The organism is Parabacteroides gordonii MS-1 = DSM 23371, from assembly GCF_000969825.1.
GTDB classification, from domain to species: Bacteria; Bacteroidota; Bacteroidia; order Bacteroidales; family Tannerellaceae; genus Parabacteroides; species Parabacteroides gordonii.
Window position 1 is genome coordinate 769,785 of the sequence record NZ_KQ033920.1, and the last position, 16,094, is coordinate 785,878.

The 16,094-nt window shown below is 47.4% G+C and carries 12 protein-coding genes and 3 tRNA genes; 3 read left to right on the plus strand and 12 right to left on the minus strand.

Annotated features, from left to right (window positions below; genetic code table 11):
* Positions 1-62 precede the first annotated feature (62 nt).
* The 3 genes from HMPREF1536_RS20200 (at position 63) to HMPREF1536_RS20210 (ending at position 357) form a co-directional block, all read left to right on the plus strand.
* Positions 63-139, plus strand: a tRNA-Arg gene (locus HMPREF1536_RS20200).
* 33 nt (positions 140-172) lie between these two features.
* Positions 173-249, plus strand: a tRNA-Arg gene (locus tag HMPREF1536_RS20205).
* A 34-nt stretch (positions 250-283) separates the two neighbouring features.
* A tRNA-Arg gene (locus HMPREF1536_RS20210) sits at positions 284-357 on the plus strand.
* Positions 358-433: 76 nt separating this feature from the next.
* Here the strand turns inward: HMPREF1536_RS20210 and HMPREF1536_RS20215 are convergent.
* The 12 genes from HMPREF1536_RS20215 to HMPREF1536_RS20270 form a co-directional block, all read right to left on the minus strand.
* A complete protein-coding gene (locus tag HMPREF1536_RS20215; RefSeq protein ID WP_028729337.1) occupies positions 434-1,723 on the minus strand; it encodes an ATP-binding protein in 1,290 nt (429 codons plus the stop codon).
* Between the two features lie 12 nt (positions 1,724-1,735).
* Positions 1,736-2,257, minus strand: coding sequence for an eCIS core domain-containing protein (locus tag HMPREF1536_RS20220; protein WP_028729336.1), 522 nt, complete (start codon positions 2,255-2,257; stop codon positions 1,736-1,738).
* 34 nt (positions 2,258-2,291) lie between these two features.
* Positions 2,292-5,108, minus strand: a complete 2,817-nt coding sequence (locus HMPREF1536_RS20225; RefSeq protein WP_028729335.1) for a contractile injection system tape measure protein — start codon at positions 5,106-5,108, stop codon at positions 2,292-2,294.
* On the minus strand, positions 5,095-7,344 hold the full coding sequence (locus HMPREF1536_RS20230; protein ID WP_028729334.1) for a hypothetical protein: 2,250 nt from the start codon (positions 7,342-7,344) through the stop codon (positions 5,095-5,097). The genes HMPREF1536_RS20225 and HMPREF1536_RS20230 overlap by 14 nt, the downstream gene beginning before the upstream one ends.
* Before the next feature lie 29 nt (positions 7,345-7,373).
* Positions 7,374-8,111, minus strand: a complete 738-nt coding sequence (locus HMPREF1536_RS20235) for a hypothetical protein (protein ID WP_028729333.1) — start codon at positions 8,109-8,111, stop codon at positions 7,374-7,376.
* A gap of 3 nt (positions 8,112-8,114) precedes the next feature.
* A complete protein-coding gene (locus tag HMPREF1536_RS20240; RefSeq protein WP_028729332.1) occupies positions 8,115-11,303 on the minus strand; it encodes a hypothetical protein in 3,189 nt (1,062 codons plus the stop codon).
* A 32-nt stretch (positions 11,304-11,335) separates the two neighbouring features.
* Positions 11,336-12,127 carry a DUF6261 family protein gene (locus HMPREF1536_RS20245; protein WP_028729331.1) on the minus strand — a complete coding sequence of 264 codons (792 nt, stop codon included), beginning with the start codon at positions 12,125-12,127 and terminating at the stop codon, positions 11,336-11,338.
* 229 nt (positions 12,128-12,356) lie between these two features.
* Entirely contained in the window at positions 12,357-12,845 is a 489-nt protein-coding gene (locus HMPREF1536_RS20250; protein ID WP_028729330.1) for a hypothetical protein, read from the minus strand.
* A gap of 24 nt (positions 12,846-12,869) precedes the next feature.
* Entirely contained in the window at positions 12,870-13,295 is a 426-nt protein-coding gene (locus HMPREF1536_RS20255; protein ID WP_028729329.1) for a GPW/gp25 family protein, read from the minus strand.
* Between the two features lie 29 nt (positions 13,296-13,324).
* Positions 13,325-13,627 carry a PAAR domain-containing protein gene (locus HMPREF1536_RS20260; protein ID WP_028729328.1) on the minus strand — a complete coding sequence of 101 codons (303 nt, stop codon included), beginning with the start codon at positions 13,625-13,627 and terminating at the stop codon, positions 13,325-13,327.
* A gap of 18 nt (positions 13,628-13,645) precedes the next feature.
* Entirely contained in the window at positions 13,646-15,421 is a 1,776-nt protein-coding gene (vgrG, locus tag HMPREF1536_RS20265) for a type VI secretion system tip protein VgrG (protein ID WP_028729327.1), read from the minus strand.
* A gap of 6 nt (positions 15,422-15,427) precedes the next feature.
* Entirely contained in the window at positions 15,428-16,090 is a 663-nt protein-coding gene (locus HMPREF1536_RS20270) for a CIS tube protein (protein WP_028729326.1), read from the minus strand.
* Positions 16,091-16,094 lie beyond the last annotated feature (4 nt).

Sequence of the window (16,094 nt, forward strand, 5' to 3'; positions counted from 1 at the left end):
GTACTAAAGTCTTGCAGGTTTAAAAGAAAACACTACCTTTGCACTCGCAATCACGAAACAATGGCCGCGTAGCTCAACTGAATAGAGTAGCTGACTACGGATCAGCCGGTTACAGGTTTGAATCCTGTCGCGGTCACCATTCGAGATTACAGTTTAAACAGAAATAAAGATTGGCCGCGTAGCTCAACTGAATAGAGTAGCTGACTACGGATCAGCCGGTTACAGGTTTGAATCCTGTCGCGGTCACCATCCGAATTAAAGTTTAAACAGAAATATAAAGATTGGCCGCGTAGCTCAACTGAATAGAGTAGCTGACTACGGATCAGCCGGTTACAGGTTTGAATCCTGTCGCGGTCACGGAATAATAAAGAAAGCGTTGAAGTAGTAATATTTCAACGCTTTTTATTTGTTAGGGTTTATGTTTGTTACTGGCCTATAATTTCAGCTTTTCTTTCTGTAGCGCATTGTTCAATATAGATTTATTGAGAGACTTATCCTTCTGATTTACCAGCGACAACGCACATCGCCTGATTACGTTGGTAATAGCACCTCCTGAGAGTTCTGTTCCGGCTGCCATGATTATTAGTTCTTCATCTACACCACCCGGCCAGTTTTTCAACATCTTCCGCCATATTTCCGCACGCAGTTCTTCCGTTGGCATCGGGAAATAGATCACTGACTGGAAACGACGGGAGAATGCTTCGTCGATATTTGAACGCAGGTTTGTTGCCAGAATGATCATGCTGGGGAAATCTTCTATCCGTTGTAAAAGATAAGCGACTTCCTGATTGGCATGCCGGTCGTTGGAAGTGTTGGTAGAGGTACGTTTACCGAACAGGGCGTCCGCTTCATCAAAGAAAAGGATCCAGTTCCTGTTTTCGGCAAGATCGAATACTCTGGCGAGGTTCTTTTCTGTTTCCCCGATATATTTGGATACGATCATGGAAAGGTCTATCCGGTAAACATCCATATTATTTTTTTGACCGAGCAGGGTTGCTGCCAATGTCTTTCCCGTGCCCGGCGGCCCATAAAACAATGAACGGTATCCGGCTTTCAGGATACGGGACAATCCCCAGTCTTCCATGATGGTCTTGCCGGAAGAGATCCAGGTATTGATCTCTTCCAGCTCGGTTGCCACCTGGTAATCCAGTACCATATCGTCCCAGTTCAGTTCCGTAGTAATGCGTTTGGCGGGAAAACCGATATTATAGTCCGGTTTATATTCTTTATCCAGTAAGACACGGCTCAGAAACTCTTCCGATATCCGCAATTGTCCGCTCAGGAACGGTTCCCCTTCACCGGCACCTTCCAGACGGAGAATGTTTTTCGTATAGAACCAGTGATCCTTCTGAAAATATTCGATGACAGCCTTCCGCCTGTCCGTATTTTCCCCTGCAATAACGAATACAGCCGTTTCTCCGGTAGGAAGAAAGCCACCATGCGACAAGCCTTTCCAACCGCCAAACTCTGTGTATTGACGGTCGAAGTTCTTGTTCTGCACAAAAAAGATATCCAGTATCTGCGGACAGATGTGTGGCATCAATGCCAGCATCACGACAATCCGCTCCTGAAAGGTAATCTTTTGTACATCTGCCACTTTTTCCATCCAACCGTTGGAGGGTAGGCGAATCTGTTCCAGCGAAGTGTATTCACACTCCTGCTGGAAATAGTGCTGTATGGCAACCGTCAATACCTGATTGAACCAAACAATATATTCGTTCATCCTTTCCTTATCTTACAAGCTGTTAGCCTTTGAACCCATTACATCCGCTTCATGTTCCAGGCCAGCATTGTCGTTGACGGGCATTCCTCCGACTTCCGTTGTTGGTTCTACACGCCCCGCCATTTGTTGGGCTACATGCCAGGCCTCATGGGGCAAATGCTGTTCCTGCCCCGGAGCCACGTGGATATCCGTTCCTTGCGTATAGGCAAGGGCCTGTACTGTAGCCGGCTGGGATGAATTATAATGTACTTTTACATCATCCAGGGAATAGCCTGAAAGGTTTTCCACACCGGCTTTCAGGTTATCGGGCAGTCCGGTATTGTTCGGTTTCATTTGCAAGGATTCGTCCTCGTCCTCCTCTAGTTGGATCGCTTTGTCGAATTTGCCTTGAAGTGTGTCGTCCTCGTCTTCGCCAATCCGCTGCAATGGTAGATTCATTGAGCGGTTGTCGACAAATTGCAAAGATCCGCTACCATCCAGTTTTTGCTGGATGGTGCGGGCTGTCTTTTCCTGATATGCTTTTTCTGTTTTCATACCTGATGTTGTTTATTGTTGTACAAAATCTGTTTTAAAACGTTTGCTTATCGTGCCAGATAATTTGTATATAATTTTCCAACCAGGGATAACGGATCTGTTTGAATGACCATGGAACAGATTCCAGCAAGATATCATATCCCCGCTCTTCTATGGTCAGTAACCATTTTTCTTTCTGCTGTTCCAACCGCCCGTTGCGGTGAATAAAGGTTTCCTGAAAACCCCTCATAGAAGTACCGTCCATTTTCCTCCAGTTTGCTTTTACTGCCTTGATCAAACTTTCGGCCGTATCCTTTTCTTCTTGGGTCAATTCTAACTGTTTCGGTAGTGGGATGTGCATCGGCAGGTTGACAAGCAGGCGGTTAAACACCAGTTCCATTTCCTGATATGTCTTTTCTTCCAGACAGGTCAGGTATTGCAGCAGGAATACAGCACGGATTTGCGATGCCGTGTCCTTAAATGCTTTCTTATCTTTGTCCAAATAATCAAGCATAACAAATAAACGTGGAAACCACGGGTTAAACAGACAAAGCCCTGCGTTAGTGATAAAGAAGTTATTGGGAACTTCTCTCTGTTCTTCTTCATTAAAATAAGATCTTTCTTCCATAACATTTAATATTTGTTTAACAATATGTGTTGTTTCTTTTCTTTCAACTTCAGTTTTCTCTTGCTGGGTAGGAAGCGGTTGTGCGAACGAGCGCATTCCTTCCGTCATATTCGATGTTTCAGTAAGCTGTGTTATCGGTGTTCTATTCGATTTTCCTGTATAAACAAGATACAAATACGACAGAAATTTGTGTTCTGTTTCTTCCTTTGTAAAACTTCTTTTACCTAATGTGTCTGTGTCTTGCATATAGAGTAGAAGGGCTTGCGAAAAAGCTGTTGAAAGAACCATACTTCCTCTGGTCAGGAAAGGGTAATCGTCTATTTTGTCCTGTATCCATTGCATTGTCTGTAACAATACCGATGCCTGATAAAAATTCACCCGCGTAATGCTTTGCAAGAGTTGAGATACAGAGATATCGGCAGAAAGGAGAGGAATCATTTTGCTCTCTTTGGGTTGTTTTCGGAGCAAATGAATCCAGTCCAGAGGCTTTTCTACAGCCATCTTTTGCAACAACTCCCGTTTGCTGTCCTGAGAAACTGTTGTATCTTCCAGCCAATTGATAAACCCCTTATCAGTATTCCAACAACTTTCCAGCAATGTTTGAAGGATATTAAAATCGCTTTCGCGGTGTTCCTTGTCTTTACAACTTTTCTCCGCCAGATATAGTTCTGTCGTTACTAATTCGATGGCATCTTCATTGTCGGTATCTGTAATAATCCGATAGATCCATCGTAACAGTTGCCTGATATTATCCGCTTCGGTTTTGCCTTGACATCCGTTGCCTATCCAGAGAAGCACAGCTTTTCGAATGGTAAAATCCAATTGAACACTGGTAACCACATTCAGCCAGTCGATCTTCGGTGCATGGCTTTGTAGATAACTTCTCATTTGCTCCACCATTGCCATTGCAGTGAATGAAATGGAAACAAGCAGTTGGTTTATGATAGCCATACTGGTTATCTCTGTCAATGTAGAAATTAATGCATCCTCTTTGACTGCTACTGTTTGTAGCCAATGTGTCAGTTTCTCCGGATTCTTTTTTGCATACAGAGTAATCAATATCCGCTTGTCTGTATCGCTTCGCTGTGTATCTTTCAGGAAAGCAGCCAGGGTGGAGATATCTGCCGGATAGCGGTTTTCCTCCTTTTCTGATGACGGTATTTCTTTTCCTTCCTTTGCAAGCGGTAACCGAAGGAGCGACAGGTTCAGAAATATCCGGTACAGTTCCCGGTTGAAATAGCTGTCATGCATGGGCGAGCCATCGGGATTATGCGGCTGTTGGTCGTAGATTGCATTTAATACTTCTATATAATCGGTAGAACTGAATACTTCCAGCAGGAAACCGACAGTCAATTCCGCTTTGGAGAAGTAGAACGAATAGGTTTGCTTGTGGATAAACGTGAGCAACCGATGATGTAAGTGGCGGATAAAATCGCTCTTGTCGCCGAAGATAACGAGACCATTGAACGGATAATACCGGATAAGCCACTCGTACAGGTAATGCCAGTAGGGCGGAAGATCGACTTCGGCGTGTTCTCCGGCTTCAACCTCCATGATCCGTTGGACGGATATGGTATCGAGTAGTTCTGCCATACTTAGTAGTGCGGTATCATTTTCCGCTTCGTGGATGAAACGTATGGGAATATCTGGCTTTGCCACCAAAAGCCTTACCAGGAAACGGCGTTTCTCATGTAGGGTGGCTGCGGGTTCGGAAAGTGCAGCGACATAAAGCCGGAGAAATACCTCTTCGTTATCCGCCTGCCAGAACAGACGCTGCAGAGCATTCTCTTTATTCAGACACAACTTCGATATCTTATTGATGCAGGTTGATGATTGTGTCGCTATCCATTCCAGTTCTTCTGCCAGGTTGAAACTTTCGTCCGACCATTCCGCTTTCGGATAGCCGTACTCCAGATAGAAAAGCAGGTTTTGCAACCGGGAAATACCGGTACTTTCTTCCCGGTTTCCGGCAGATATATTCAACAAAGGCAAGGCTCTCTGTAATTTATCCCGGAGCCTACGCGGAAACTCCTGGTAGAAATCCTCTTCCAGGATATCGCCCAGATCGAGATCGAGTAGTTCTATCTCATGTAGTACCTTTTCCTTATCATAAACGGACAGGCATTCTTCAACCACTTTTTCCACACAGGCATGGCAAAAGTTGTCCCAGTTGGCATACAATCCGTATGTAAACTGTTCATCTACTGCAGTGAACCCAAACGATATGTTGTCAATACGTATCATCCAGTGTATTCTTATCTTTATCCTTTACCTTTTTTAATATTCCGTTCATCGTATCCTGCAGCATCTCTACGTCATCCATATATTGTTTAGCCAGCGCCTGTCGCCACAGTCTGTAACAGTCTTCGAACTCCTGCATGAAGGCAATATTCAACCAGTAAATCGTACCACTCAGATGGGCGGGTAATATGGAACGCAACAAATCACGGCAGACTTCGCGGAAACGAGGTGACCAGAAGCGAGCCGTCCACGAGGGCAATACGAGCGACAGTGTGAACGGATGGGATTTGGAAAGCACCGGTTCGACGATGTAGAGCGTTTCACATGCATGGTTGAGTTCCTGCAGGTAATAGCGCAGGATGTTGGCAAGCGAATTCAGTTCAACCTTTTTATTGGTTCGCCCGAGGTTCATCCAGATATTTTCCTCCCGGTTGCGGAATACCAGCATATACTCATTCTCATCGGCTAGCACGAGCCGGTAATTATCCAGGAAAATGCCTCCCCGGAACAGGCCGCTACTGATAAAGTTCTGGTTGAATACAGGCAGTTCCGTGCGTAACCTGCTGTATTGTTCGAATTTTTCATTCTCGTCTTCCGGCTGCTTTTCATGAACAATAGGTTCCATATGGCAGTTTTCGAGTATTCGTTCATCGATCAGCCTGGCGTTTATGAAGTTTCGTGGAATTTTTCCTTTTCCGTTTGTTTTCATCAACATAAGATTATGGCTGGCCAGAACGTTTCCTACCGAACGGTTCTCGTTCCAACTGATGCCAAGCAGACGGCAGAACCATTCTTTCGCCACTGCTACATTTTCTTTTCCATCCGAATCGGTAATATTCCTTGCCTGGGCGCGATTCTTTATCAGATAAGCGATATACCGGAGGAAACCTGCACGGCGACGCAGTATTTCTTCTTTTGTTTCACCATAGTTATCAAATTCCTCCATCCATGCCGGTTGGCTTTCCACACAGTACAACTGGTCGAGGAAATCCATATAGCGGCTTTTTAGTGCATATATATTATGGGAGACCGGGTAATCTATATCTTTTGCCTCAATGGAGAGTAGACGATCCAACTTTTTTACTTCAGACAATCCCTGCTCGATTGTCTGATCGTACAGTTTAAGATAGGCCTCGAAGGAAGTAAGAGGCTTCCGATCCGGGGAGAGGTTGTAGCATGCCGGGAAATCCCGGGCGATGGGGTAGTGAGTGAATATGTCGTGGTTAGTGCCTTTCAAGCCTGCCCATTGATAGTTCCGTTTTTCCTCCGGGATATATACCTTAGTATTATAAAGTTCACTTAATTGTTTTGTGAACTTCTCCATATCAACCTGTACCTGAGAACATCCGCAATAAATATCTACCTTCAAATCGTCTTTCTTGCGGGGTATTTTAAGACTATATCCTCCGGAGAAATTGGTCAGTGGCTCGTTGTTCTTCATCAGATAGCAGACGCTGAACGATTTGATGCCCTTCACCTGCCAGAGTTTATTATACAGTTCATATTCGGTATTCTGCTGCCGGGGGATTACAACACGTACGGTATCGTCTGAACCCTCCAGCCATTCTTCGAGCGGCATGCCGGAGATTTCCTGTTCTTCCGGGGTGGAGATACTCACTGCACCGGATAAATAACGCAGGATGATCTGATAGATTTCTACCAGCATGAGGGTGGCATCCTGTCCCGGCTCGATTTCGAATCTCGCATGAAACTCCAGTTCTTCGGGTTTCACGACAATGACCTGGTTAAGATATTCGCACAGGTTACGGTGTTCGTTGTAGACCATCTGAACCCTCTCCACCAAGGCCTCACTTTTTACTTCTTTATTAAAAGGAGGAAGAACGATCTTGACGGTGTAACCACCGGTAGCCGGGTCACACTCTACCCATACATTCTCCAGTTCGGGGATATGGGAGAAGAACAACCTGCGGTAATCTTCTGTCGTGACGGGAGCCGTGGTATAGACTTCGCCGGGAGGGAAGAGGCCGAAACGCTTCGGGTTGAAGTTTTCACCTTCCCCTGTCAGGTAGTCTGCCAAATCGAAGCCCAGCTTGTAGCTTGTTTCCGTCAATGCATAGTTGGCTATGTCTGCCAACGTCACACCGGGATCATGGACGTTGAAGTCCGTCCATACTTTTCCCGACAGGCGCTGCACTTCTTCCAACGTCTTTTTTTGCAGGCGTGAGTACAGGTTCTCACCTTCTTCCTGTTGTCTGATATATGGTTCTTTGCCATCCATCTTCGTATCTTCTCGTTAGTTACAACGTATTATCCTTTGTACATTTCTACAATCCGGCAATGAACTTCTCCGGAGGGCAACCGTTTCTTGCTGCGCATTTGCAGGCAGGGTTTGCCGTTGCGTTCCTGCCAACGAAAACGGATGCTGCCCGACCAGCCCCACCAGTGCTTTTCCGGTGACTCTATCCGCTGCTCCATGAAGTTCAGCCAAATGGCGGTGACACGTGTCAACCGGCAAAGCTCCGTGCCCGGTTCGCGGAAAGAAGCGTAGATGCGGTAGACACGGCAGCCGAAGCCTTCGCGGGAAACGTCGAGCGGCAGGTCGTGCCACTTTTTGTCGGCAGGGACGGTCAGGTAATCCTCACCGGGGGGTACTCCACCTCCGCCTTTCGTTTTGTAAGCCGATGCGGTGACGGTCTCTTCCACCATCAAGTTGCCATGCAGGAGAAACGATTTATCCTGTGCTGCTTCCATCACCACTTCGGTTTGTCCATTCTTTATGACCAGTTTCTTCTCGGGTGTGACGGAGAGTGACCATACAGGCAGTTTCGTTCCGGTAGCGGACTTTTCCGTATAAAAGCCGATATCCAGGTTACCGTCCTGTTTCGGATAGAATGCCCAGCCTGTATCGGTTCTTATCACTTGCTCGTCTTCCACCAGATTCAGTGTGGAGTCGATCAGTTCGGCGAACTGTTCCTCGGTAGGGATATCGCCTTTTTTGAAGTATCCCTTCAAGGTGTTCCTGTTTTTACGGTTGTTCGGGTTCATAAGCTATCTTATTATGAAGTTACCCCCAATTTCGGCATTTTCGATGCCGCCGTAGGGAGATAGTAATTCTATTGTTATTTTCGGATGTAGCACGCTCCACGGGTGTTCGCCTTTGAAGGCCGGATGCTTTTCGTCGATGATTACAAACGGCGTGCGCTCCAATTTGACGTTAAGTGCAATCAGTCTCATCAAATCTTCGTGGTTTGCCATGCGGGCATGCAGTTCATTGTAGGAAAAATGTTGCCGGAGAGCCGGTATTTCTCCTTTCCGATACCACGGTGCGAGGTAATTCTGCGCCAGCACCACCAATTGGCGGATGGTTTTGCCTTCATCCTGCACTTTGTCCCATAAAATAGCTTTGCAGTGAACCTTCACCTGTTCATAAACAGGGTTGATAACGCGCAGGGAAACAAACGAAGGCGTATATTGACGGATCACCCGCCGTATCTCCGCCAACTTCCAGGCCGGAGAAAGAAAATAACGGTTGTCTTCCGTACGGCTGAAAACGACGAGGTCGATTTCCGATATCTTTTTCTTCCTCGGTATGGAAAGGCATTGTACCTTGTCCACTTCGGGGAAGTTTTCCAGAACAAGACGTTCGTAATCTTTTATCGTGATAGCCCGATGACGGTTACTGATGCGTGAACTCTGGTGTATGGCTACATCGTTATTCGTTTCGGCAGGCCTGCCGCCGAAGCCGGGTAGGGGTTGTGCGATGCTTTCTATCCGTTCGTCAGGGGCGATTGTGCCTTGTATTGTTTCTGCAGGTAGTGGAGAACCGTCTCCGTTCTGCGCTGTAAGCCGGATATAGTTCGTCCGGATATGGCGTATGGCAAGGCTGGACGACAAGTCACCTGTTACGGTGGCGCGAAGCCATGCACGACCTTGCTTATCTGTATGACTGTCTTTTATCTTTTCCGGCAGCCTGATTTCTATGAAACCGCTTTGTGTCAGCCCCAGGGTTTCTTCGACACGGATAGCGTCGGTGGCGATGGGAGACCATACGTTCCCGTTCCAGAATTCCCAGGTTAGTTTGGTGGCTTTGCCCGGCTGCGGACTGTTGAACGATTTGTTTTCTTTTGGCAAGACCATGTCGAGGTACATCCGCACGGTTTGTTCTCCTTTTGCACGGAGGAAGGCGAAGTACAGTTGGTTGTCTGCTGCAAATGCCGGCAGGAAGGGTTGTTCTTTTACGTCGTTTACGGGGAAAACCTCTTGTTCAGACAATGCCGTGATGCGGCTCAACCGGATGGATGAATTCGCCATACCAGCCAGTGTCGTTTCTTCCGAAGCGATGTACGAAAGTTCCACATCTGCCAACTGGGGGACAACGGGTTCGGGAGGTAATTCCTTAAGATCCTTCTTTTTGCATCGGCTGTTATGGATCATCGTTTCGGTAAAGAGGGTGCGGTAGGCATCTGTACCGAAGCCGATAGAGGGAGCCTGCAGGGTGGCACGGAAGAAGCCGTCACGGTCGCGGCGGTATTCGTAAGGGACAGATTCACTACGTGTCAGTAGCTTCTTCTCTGTTAAATCAAAGATTACCAGGGCATCATTGAACGAACGGTCTGCTTTTTCCCCGGATGTATCGATGGAATCGGGGGTGAACAAATGTTGCCTGATACCCTGGCAGGATTTCCATTTTCCGCCTTGTTGCCATTCGGTGGAGATGGTGAATGAGTTTATGTCGATTACTTGTCCGGCGGCAGCGGTATAACTTTTGTATAGTTTGTTGAACTCTGCTTCTGTTTCGGGCAGTTTCTTCCACTTGCCTTTCAAGCGGACTTCCTTCAACGGTTTGAGCCCCATTTCTTCGTTGCCGAAAAGGAACCAGGCTCCTTTTTCCGATTGCAGGCCGAAAGGCTGGAAGGGTTGCGAGGTGTCAACTTGCCCCAGCTCGTTGTAGAAGGTGAAGTTATGGATGGCAGATACGTTCGTCTCTATCTTTACGGCATCGAATTTTAGCTTGGTTGCCCAATCGTAAGGGCACGGGGTTTTGCTTGCCAGTATCCGAAGGGAGGGATGTTCGGTTGTCATGCCGTGCGTATCTTCAGTGCAGGGAGCGGGGAGGATACCATCACCTGGAATTGTGATTTCGAAACATAACCAGTGATGGTTGTCTTCCATTTTGATCTTACAGGTGCACGGTTGTTCCGTCCAGCCTTCTGCATTGCTGAATTGCAGGGTGAAACTTTTATCCGGTATACTGGGGAGCAGATCGGAAACTGTATCGGTAGTAATCCGGAAGTTGACGTTGACTTTCCTTTCGCCTTCGCCTAGGACGAGCATAGAAGATTCTACTATCCAGCCCAGAGATAATATTTTACTACATTTATCGGAGAAGAGTGCTTGTGCTGTCGATATGTCCGGGTTATAGATTGTTTGTTTGCGGATGGAGATGTCTTTTCCGTCTCCCCGTTCGATAAAGATGGCGTTCGCTTCGGCGCATTGCATAGGGGTGATGTATTCGTTGCGCACGGTTTGATAAAGCAGGTCCTCACCGGCGGCATTCTGTCCGGCCGGGAATGCCTGTTGGGCGGGTAGCGTGAAGCCGGCTGTGTTTTCTGCCGGGTTGACGATGATATAGGCGTTGTCCTGCACTGTTCCTAGCGGGATAGCGTGCAGGATGTCGCGGAGGTAGAGTTCCGGCAATGTGGCGAAGCGGCGGTTGAATGTCTGAGTGATATCACCATAGTTGCGCAGGTAAGTGAGCAGGAGGGACAGTGCACCGTCCATATTGCCGTCGTTTTCGATCTGTGCCAGGTAGTAATCAAAATGTTCCTGTATGGAGCGGATGGTGTGAAGCGTCCGGGACTTCTCCAAGAGGTCTTTCAGTTGCCGGGCGACCTGGATAGAGGAAGAAGCATTGTTAATGGTTTTCCAATTTCTGTCGATATAGCGGTTAAGTCGGGCTATCCATTTCTTAACCTCGTCTAGCAGGCTTTGGGTATCGGTCGATGGTTGTTGTCGGGCAATGTCCACCAATACGGTCAACACATGGTCGGCCCACAGGCTAATGAGCGTACCCTCCTTGCCGTCGTCGTTACGATAACGAATGCTGTTGCTTGCTTCTGCCAATCGGGGAAGCAGTTCGCGCCAGTCGCTCTCCAATGCCGGGAAGTTGTCGAGGCGGGGAGAGGAGGTTTCGTAGGTGGGACGGAGGAGGCCGCTTAGCCTGTAGGGTGTTGCCATGTTCTGATCTGTTTTCAGGTTCTATTCAATTCTTATTCTATAACGGGACGATCATCTTCGCCACCGCCACCGGGAATGACAGGTTTGTCGTCACCGCCCGAAGCTGTGCCGCCACTGTTACTGCTGCCTGCAATTCGTGAATAAGTGCCTACAAGGCCATTAATGTTGGTGATGAAGGTTGTTATCGCATCCGAAGGTTGCACAATGGCATAGGCATTTACCGTCTGGATAATTTCACTGTAAAGAGTATTGGCTGCCGCTACAGTATCGGCTGATTTGACATCACTTTGCATCATGCGCCCCCCCATTTCCGTTGTTTTACTCAGGAATGCTTCTTCGAAAGCGACATTTGCCGTACGAAGGGCTTCCACTTCAGCAGTCAACCCCAAAGCTGCAATAGCTGCTTTGTTCTCTGGCAGATCCAACAGGGCAAGCATTCCCTTCACTTCGGCAGTCTGCTTGGTATACTCATGATTACGAATCCCTTTATAGGGTGAGAGTTGTGGAGAAAGCAGACGTGCCGCCTTGCTGGTTGCTTCTACAGTAGAGGTGAGATAAGCGTTTGTAACATTGCTGATCACTCCTGATGCATTATCGCGTGTTTTATCCGTATCCTTCAGGTCGATAGTAGCAACGAAGGCACGTTGACGATTAACGATGGAGGCAAGTGTTTCTACTGCTGTGGTGTAATCCGGCACTTTGTTTTCTATGTGCAGGGCGGCATCAGTAGCAGCAGTGATAAACCCGAGAACTTTACTGTGGAAGTCGCTGCATGAGCCGATAGTCATCTGACTCATGCCGAAAGATCTGATCTGTGAAGTCATAATAATCTTTTTTTAATGTTAATACGTAGTTTTTACCCGCAACGATCGTTTTCAGACCGCCCGAGCTCTACGAAGGTATGAAAATAATCGTTGGCACGACTCCCAAGGGATAGAAAATGCTGCCAACGATCGTTTTGGGTACTTCCAATGGGTTAGGAGTTGTGCCAACGATCATTTTTGCCATTTCCAAGGCCTCGGACGTGTTGCCAACGCACATTGGCATTATTTTTCAACTAATGACAGTTAGTCGACTCTTCTTGAGTTGCCCAAAATAAATCCAGACTTTATCATCACCATAACCATCGATATAATCATTTGCAAGTCTTATTTTATTAGTAAGAATATCAGTTGTATCTATTTCTAAAAGTACACTTGCAGTTCCAGAAACAGCAGAACCTTTTGTAGATGAGAGCCAAAGTTTTCTGTTGGCAAAGCCCAAGCCACTTTGTTGGATTAATGCCCAATTTTCCGGAGTTGTAACATGATAAAGTTTTGCCGGAATTTCCCTCCCATCAATGTTTTTTACGAACTGACAAATAGAATGATTACTTATTTCTGACTTTTTTTTCATTCTCTCGATATTTTTCTTCTGAGTGATATGTGACGCTCGATTATCCATTACTGAAAGAATTTCAGATGCTGATTTCCTTTGAAGTTTATTATTACTACAAATAGTATGCTGTTTTCTATTTCTACTTTTTTCAGATAGTATTTTCATGATACTGCTGTTAGTTAGATAATGTTACATATTCAAATTCGTTCCTTCATTCAGATAAAACGGATACACCATATTGTTGCGGCTATTCGTACGGATGATGGTGTAAGTGATCAGGATCAGCAACAATCCTTTATCCGAACGCTCTTCGAACGACACCTCTTCCAACGTGATACGTGGTTCGAAGAGGGTGATAGCCCGGGCGATATCTGCCCGCATCCGCACCAGGGTTTGCGTATAGATCGGCTCGAAGGTGTAGCGGCGCAGCGGGCAGCCATAATCGTATCGGTTTACGCGCTCACCGGGCGAGGTGCTGAACAATACACGCAGGCTCTGTTCGATATCCTCTTCGTAAGCTACCATCTTTACCCCGTTTTCCGTCAACTGAGGAGGAAAATTCCAACCTCGCCCCAGAAAGACATCGGCATCCAACAGGTTCTTCAGTTCATCCATCTTCTTTTAGTTTTTCAGTTTCCGGAGACTTATCCTCCAATGATTACCGTGGGACATCCGACGACAATCGTTCCGCCATGTGCGGTGCTGTCACCCATCCGGGCTGCCGGTCTTCCGCCTATCATGACGGTAGACGAGCCTTTCACGATCGTGTCCGGCGGTCCTACGCAGACACACATGTCGCCCACGACGGCTGCCGGTATTTTCCCTATCAGTACATTCGGCACACACGGACCTGTAATCGGGCCGCCCACATGTGGTATCGGCGAGGGAAACGCCGGGGTTTGCATCGGGCAGGTGTGCATATCAGTTATTCTTGCTGCCGGTGGCATATTGTTCTCCTTTCTTTATTAGTTTATCATTACCATAGCACCCTTAACGGTGGTCTGCCCACTAGCGGAGAGCTCTGCCGTGGCATTACCTTTCACCGAGGCACCTACCTTAGCCTGTACTTTCACATTCAGTCCTTCCAGCGTGACATCCTGCTTGGCATTGCCGCTGAGTTTCATCGTGGCATCCAGCGTGATGTTGCCTTTCGCTTTCAGCTTGATGTCTTTGGATGACGAGAGGGAGATACCGTCGCTGTCCATCACGATCTCGTTCTTGTGTTGATCGGTCAGTTTGATGGACTTCTTATCATCATTGATTTCTATACTGTTTTTACCGGGGGTGGAAACAGTTATGATTTTCTTCTCCTCGTTAAACTCTATCCGCATGTTCTCACGGGTGACGATGGCTTTCGTATTGTTTTTGGCCTCATATTCGTAAGGAGGTCTATGCTTGGCACCATACAGGCTTCCCAGTATCACGGGATGGCCGGGGTCTTCGTTCATGAAACCTATCACCACCTCGTCTTCCGGTTCGGGCAGGAAGAAACTGGCTGAATTATTGGTGGCATACAGGGTCGACAGCCTTGCCCAGAGCAAGCGGTTCTTACCTTCCAGCCACGGTAATTCTACCTGTATACGGCATTCTTTCAACGGATCGCCGTCCAGCTTCTTTACCACCGCTGCATGAATACCTTGCAGACCGGGCAGGAAGCCGGAAGCGGAGGGAGAAACCACATCTGCTTCATCAGTGATATTTACGGGCGAAATACCTGCACCTGCTTTGGTGATCCATTCATTGTCCTCGATAGCATGCGTTACTGATCCGACAAACATATTGCCGTTGAAGCGTTTACCCAGGCCTTTCAATTCGATCAGGCAACCCGGCACTACTTTGGCGGAACCGTAGAAACTGCATGAACCCTGGTAGCGTGCCAGTCCGGCTTTCAACGCCATGCCGTCCGCCCATTGCTTCAAAGCATTTTCTTTGGTTGGTGCATCGGTTTGCAACAGTAGATTGTCGCCCGTAGCGATATTCTTCGGTTGCAAATCGCCCTGCCGGTTGAGTAAAGGGAGGGAAGCGGTTGTTTTCACCGTCTTTTGTGTATTGGGATCCCATGATACGGCTTCATATTGCGTGAACTGGTCGGCGGCGGACAGTTCGAGGTCGAATGCAGTCAGGTCGTTGCCATAGGTTACGGTCAGTACAGGCGATGCACTGACGTTAGGCTTCTTCACCTGTATCTTTTTCCCAGTGGTGTAGACGAACAGGCCGTTGGCATCGGCACGGGAGAGAGCGAAGTCCCAGTCCGAGCAATAATACTGCACAAGGGTAGGATGCGTGTAAGGTGTGGCATCTATTTCGACACTGCCGTAATTAGCCAGTACATCCTTGATTATTTCACTGTCTTTCTTTTTCTCGAAGACGCGGTTTTTGCGTCCCTGTGTAGCGGAGTAGGCATTGTCGCGGCATTCCACCAGCATGTAGGAGTGTGAGTCCTTGCCTGTGACAATACGCAGCCCGATGATTACTCCATCGAACAAAATTTCTTCTTTATCTACGTTGCCTGCGTCCAGCCGGATGGTATTTCCCGGTCTGAAAAGGTCGGCATCACTCTCGTTGAAAGTTTGTTTGTCCATGCTCCCTGCGTTGAACTTCAGCGTAGCTTTGCCGATGTGGTTCAACTTCAGCCGCACGGTAGCGGACACTAGTGTATAACTGTCATTCAGTTTGCTGCCACCGCAATAAACGGAGCAGGACAACACACGGTCTTTATTTACAGAAGGTGATTCTGCCATTATTTCCTATCCTTTCTTTAACATCGGCATCAGGAGTTGCGTACCTGCAGGTACATTCCTGTAACCGTTCAAATTATTAAACCTTGCGACTTGCCCAACAAAGAGCGGATCGCCATATATTTCATAACAAAGTGCGGCAAGTGTCTGCCCCTCTTTTAGTGTAACTAGCCGCGACACATCGGGAGAGCGTTTGGAGAAGCGTTTCTTCTCTTCCTTCTGGCTGCAATAGCCCGTCAGCGTCACTTTCAGTTCGGCGCGGACAGGTATTCCATTCGGATTGAACATGGTATATTCTGTGTCAAGCGTCTTGAGTTGACCAAAGAAAAGGATGTCACCAAACTGCACCTTGACAAATGAGGGGCGGTGCCCTTCGGGGTTGTAGTAATACAGCCGTTCTTCAATGTCTTTCACTACATCATGGACAGGCTTCTTCTCGTCGTCCTCCTCCATGGCGTTGGTCTGGTCCAGCAGGCAGTCGAAACTGAAAGATTCCGGACGGTAACGCACAAAGACATTGGAGCCGTTGAGGCTTCCCAACTGTTTGTCTTCTGCATAAGATATTCCCTTATTCAGTTTCACCTTTTCAGGATTGATGGGCAACTCCAATGCAGACTTGTATTCGCTGCTGAAGTTGTCATCCGTATAGGCTGTGAGAATCATTTTTTCCATATCT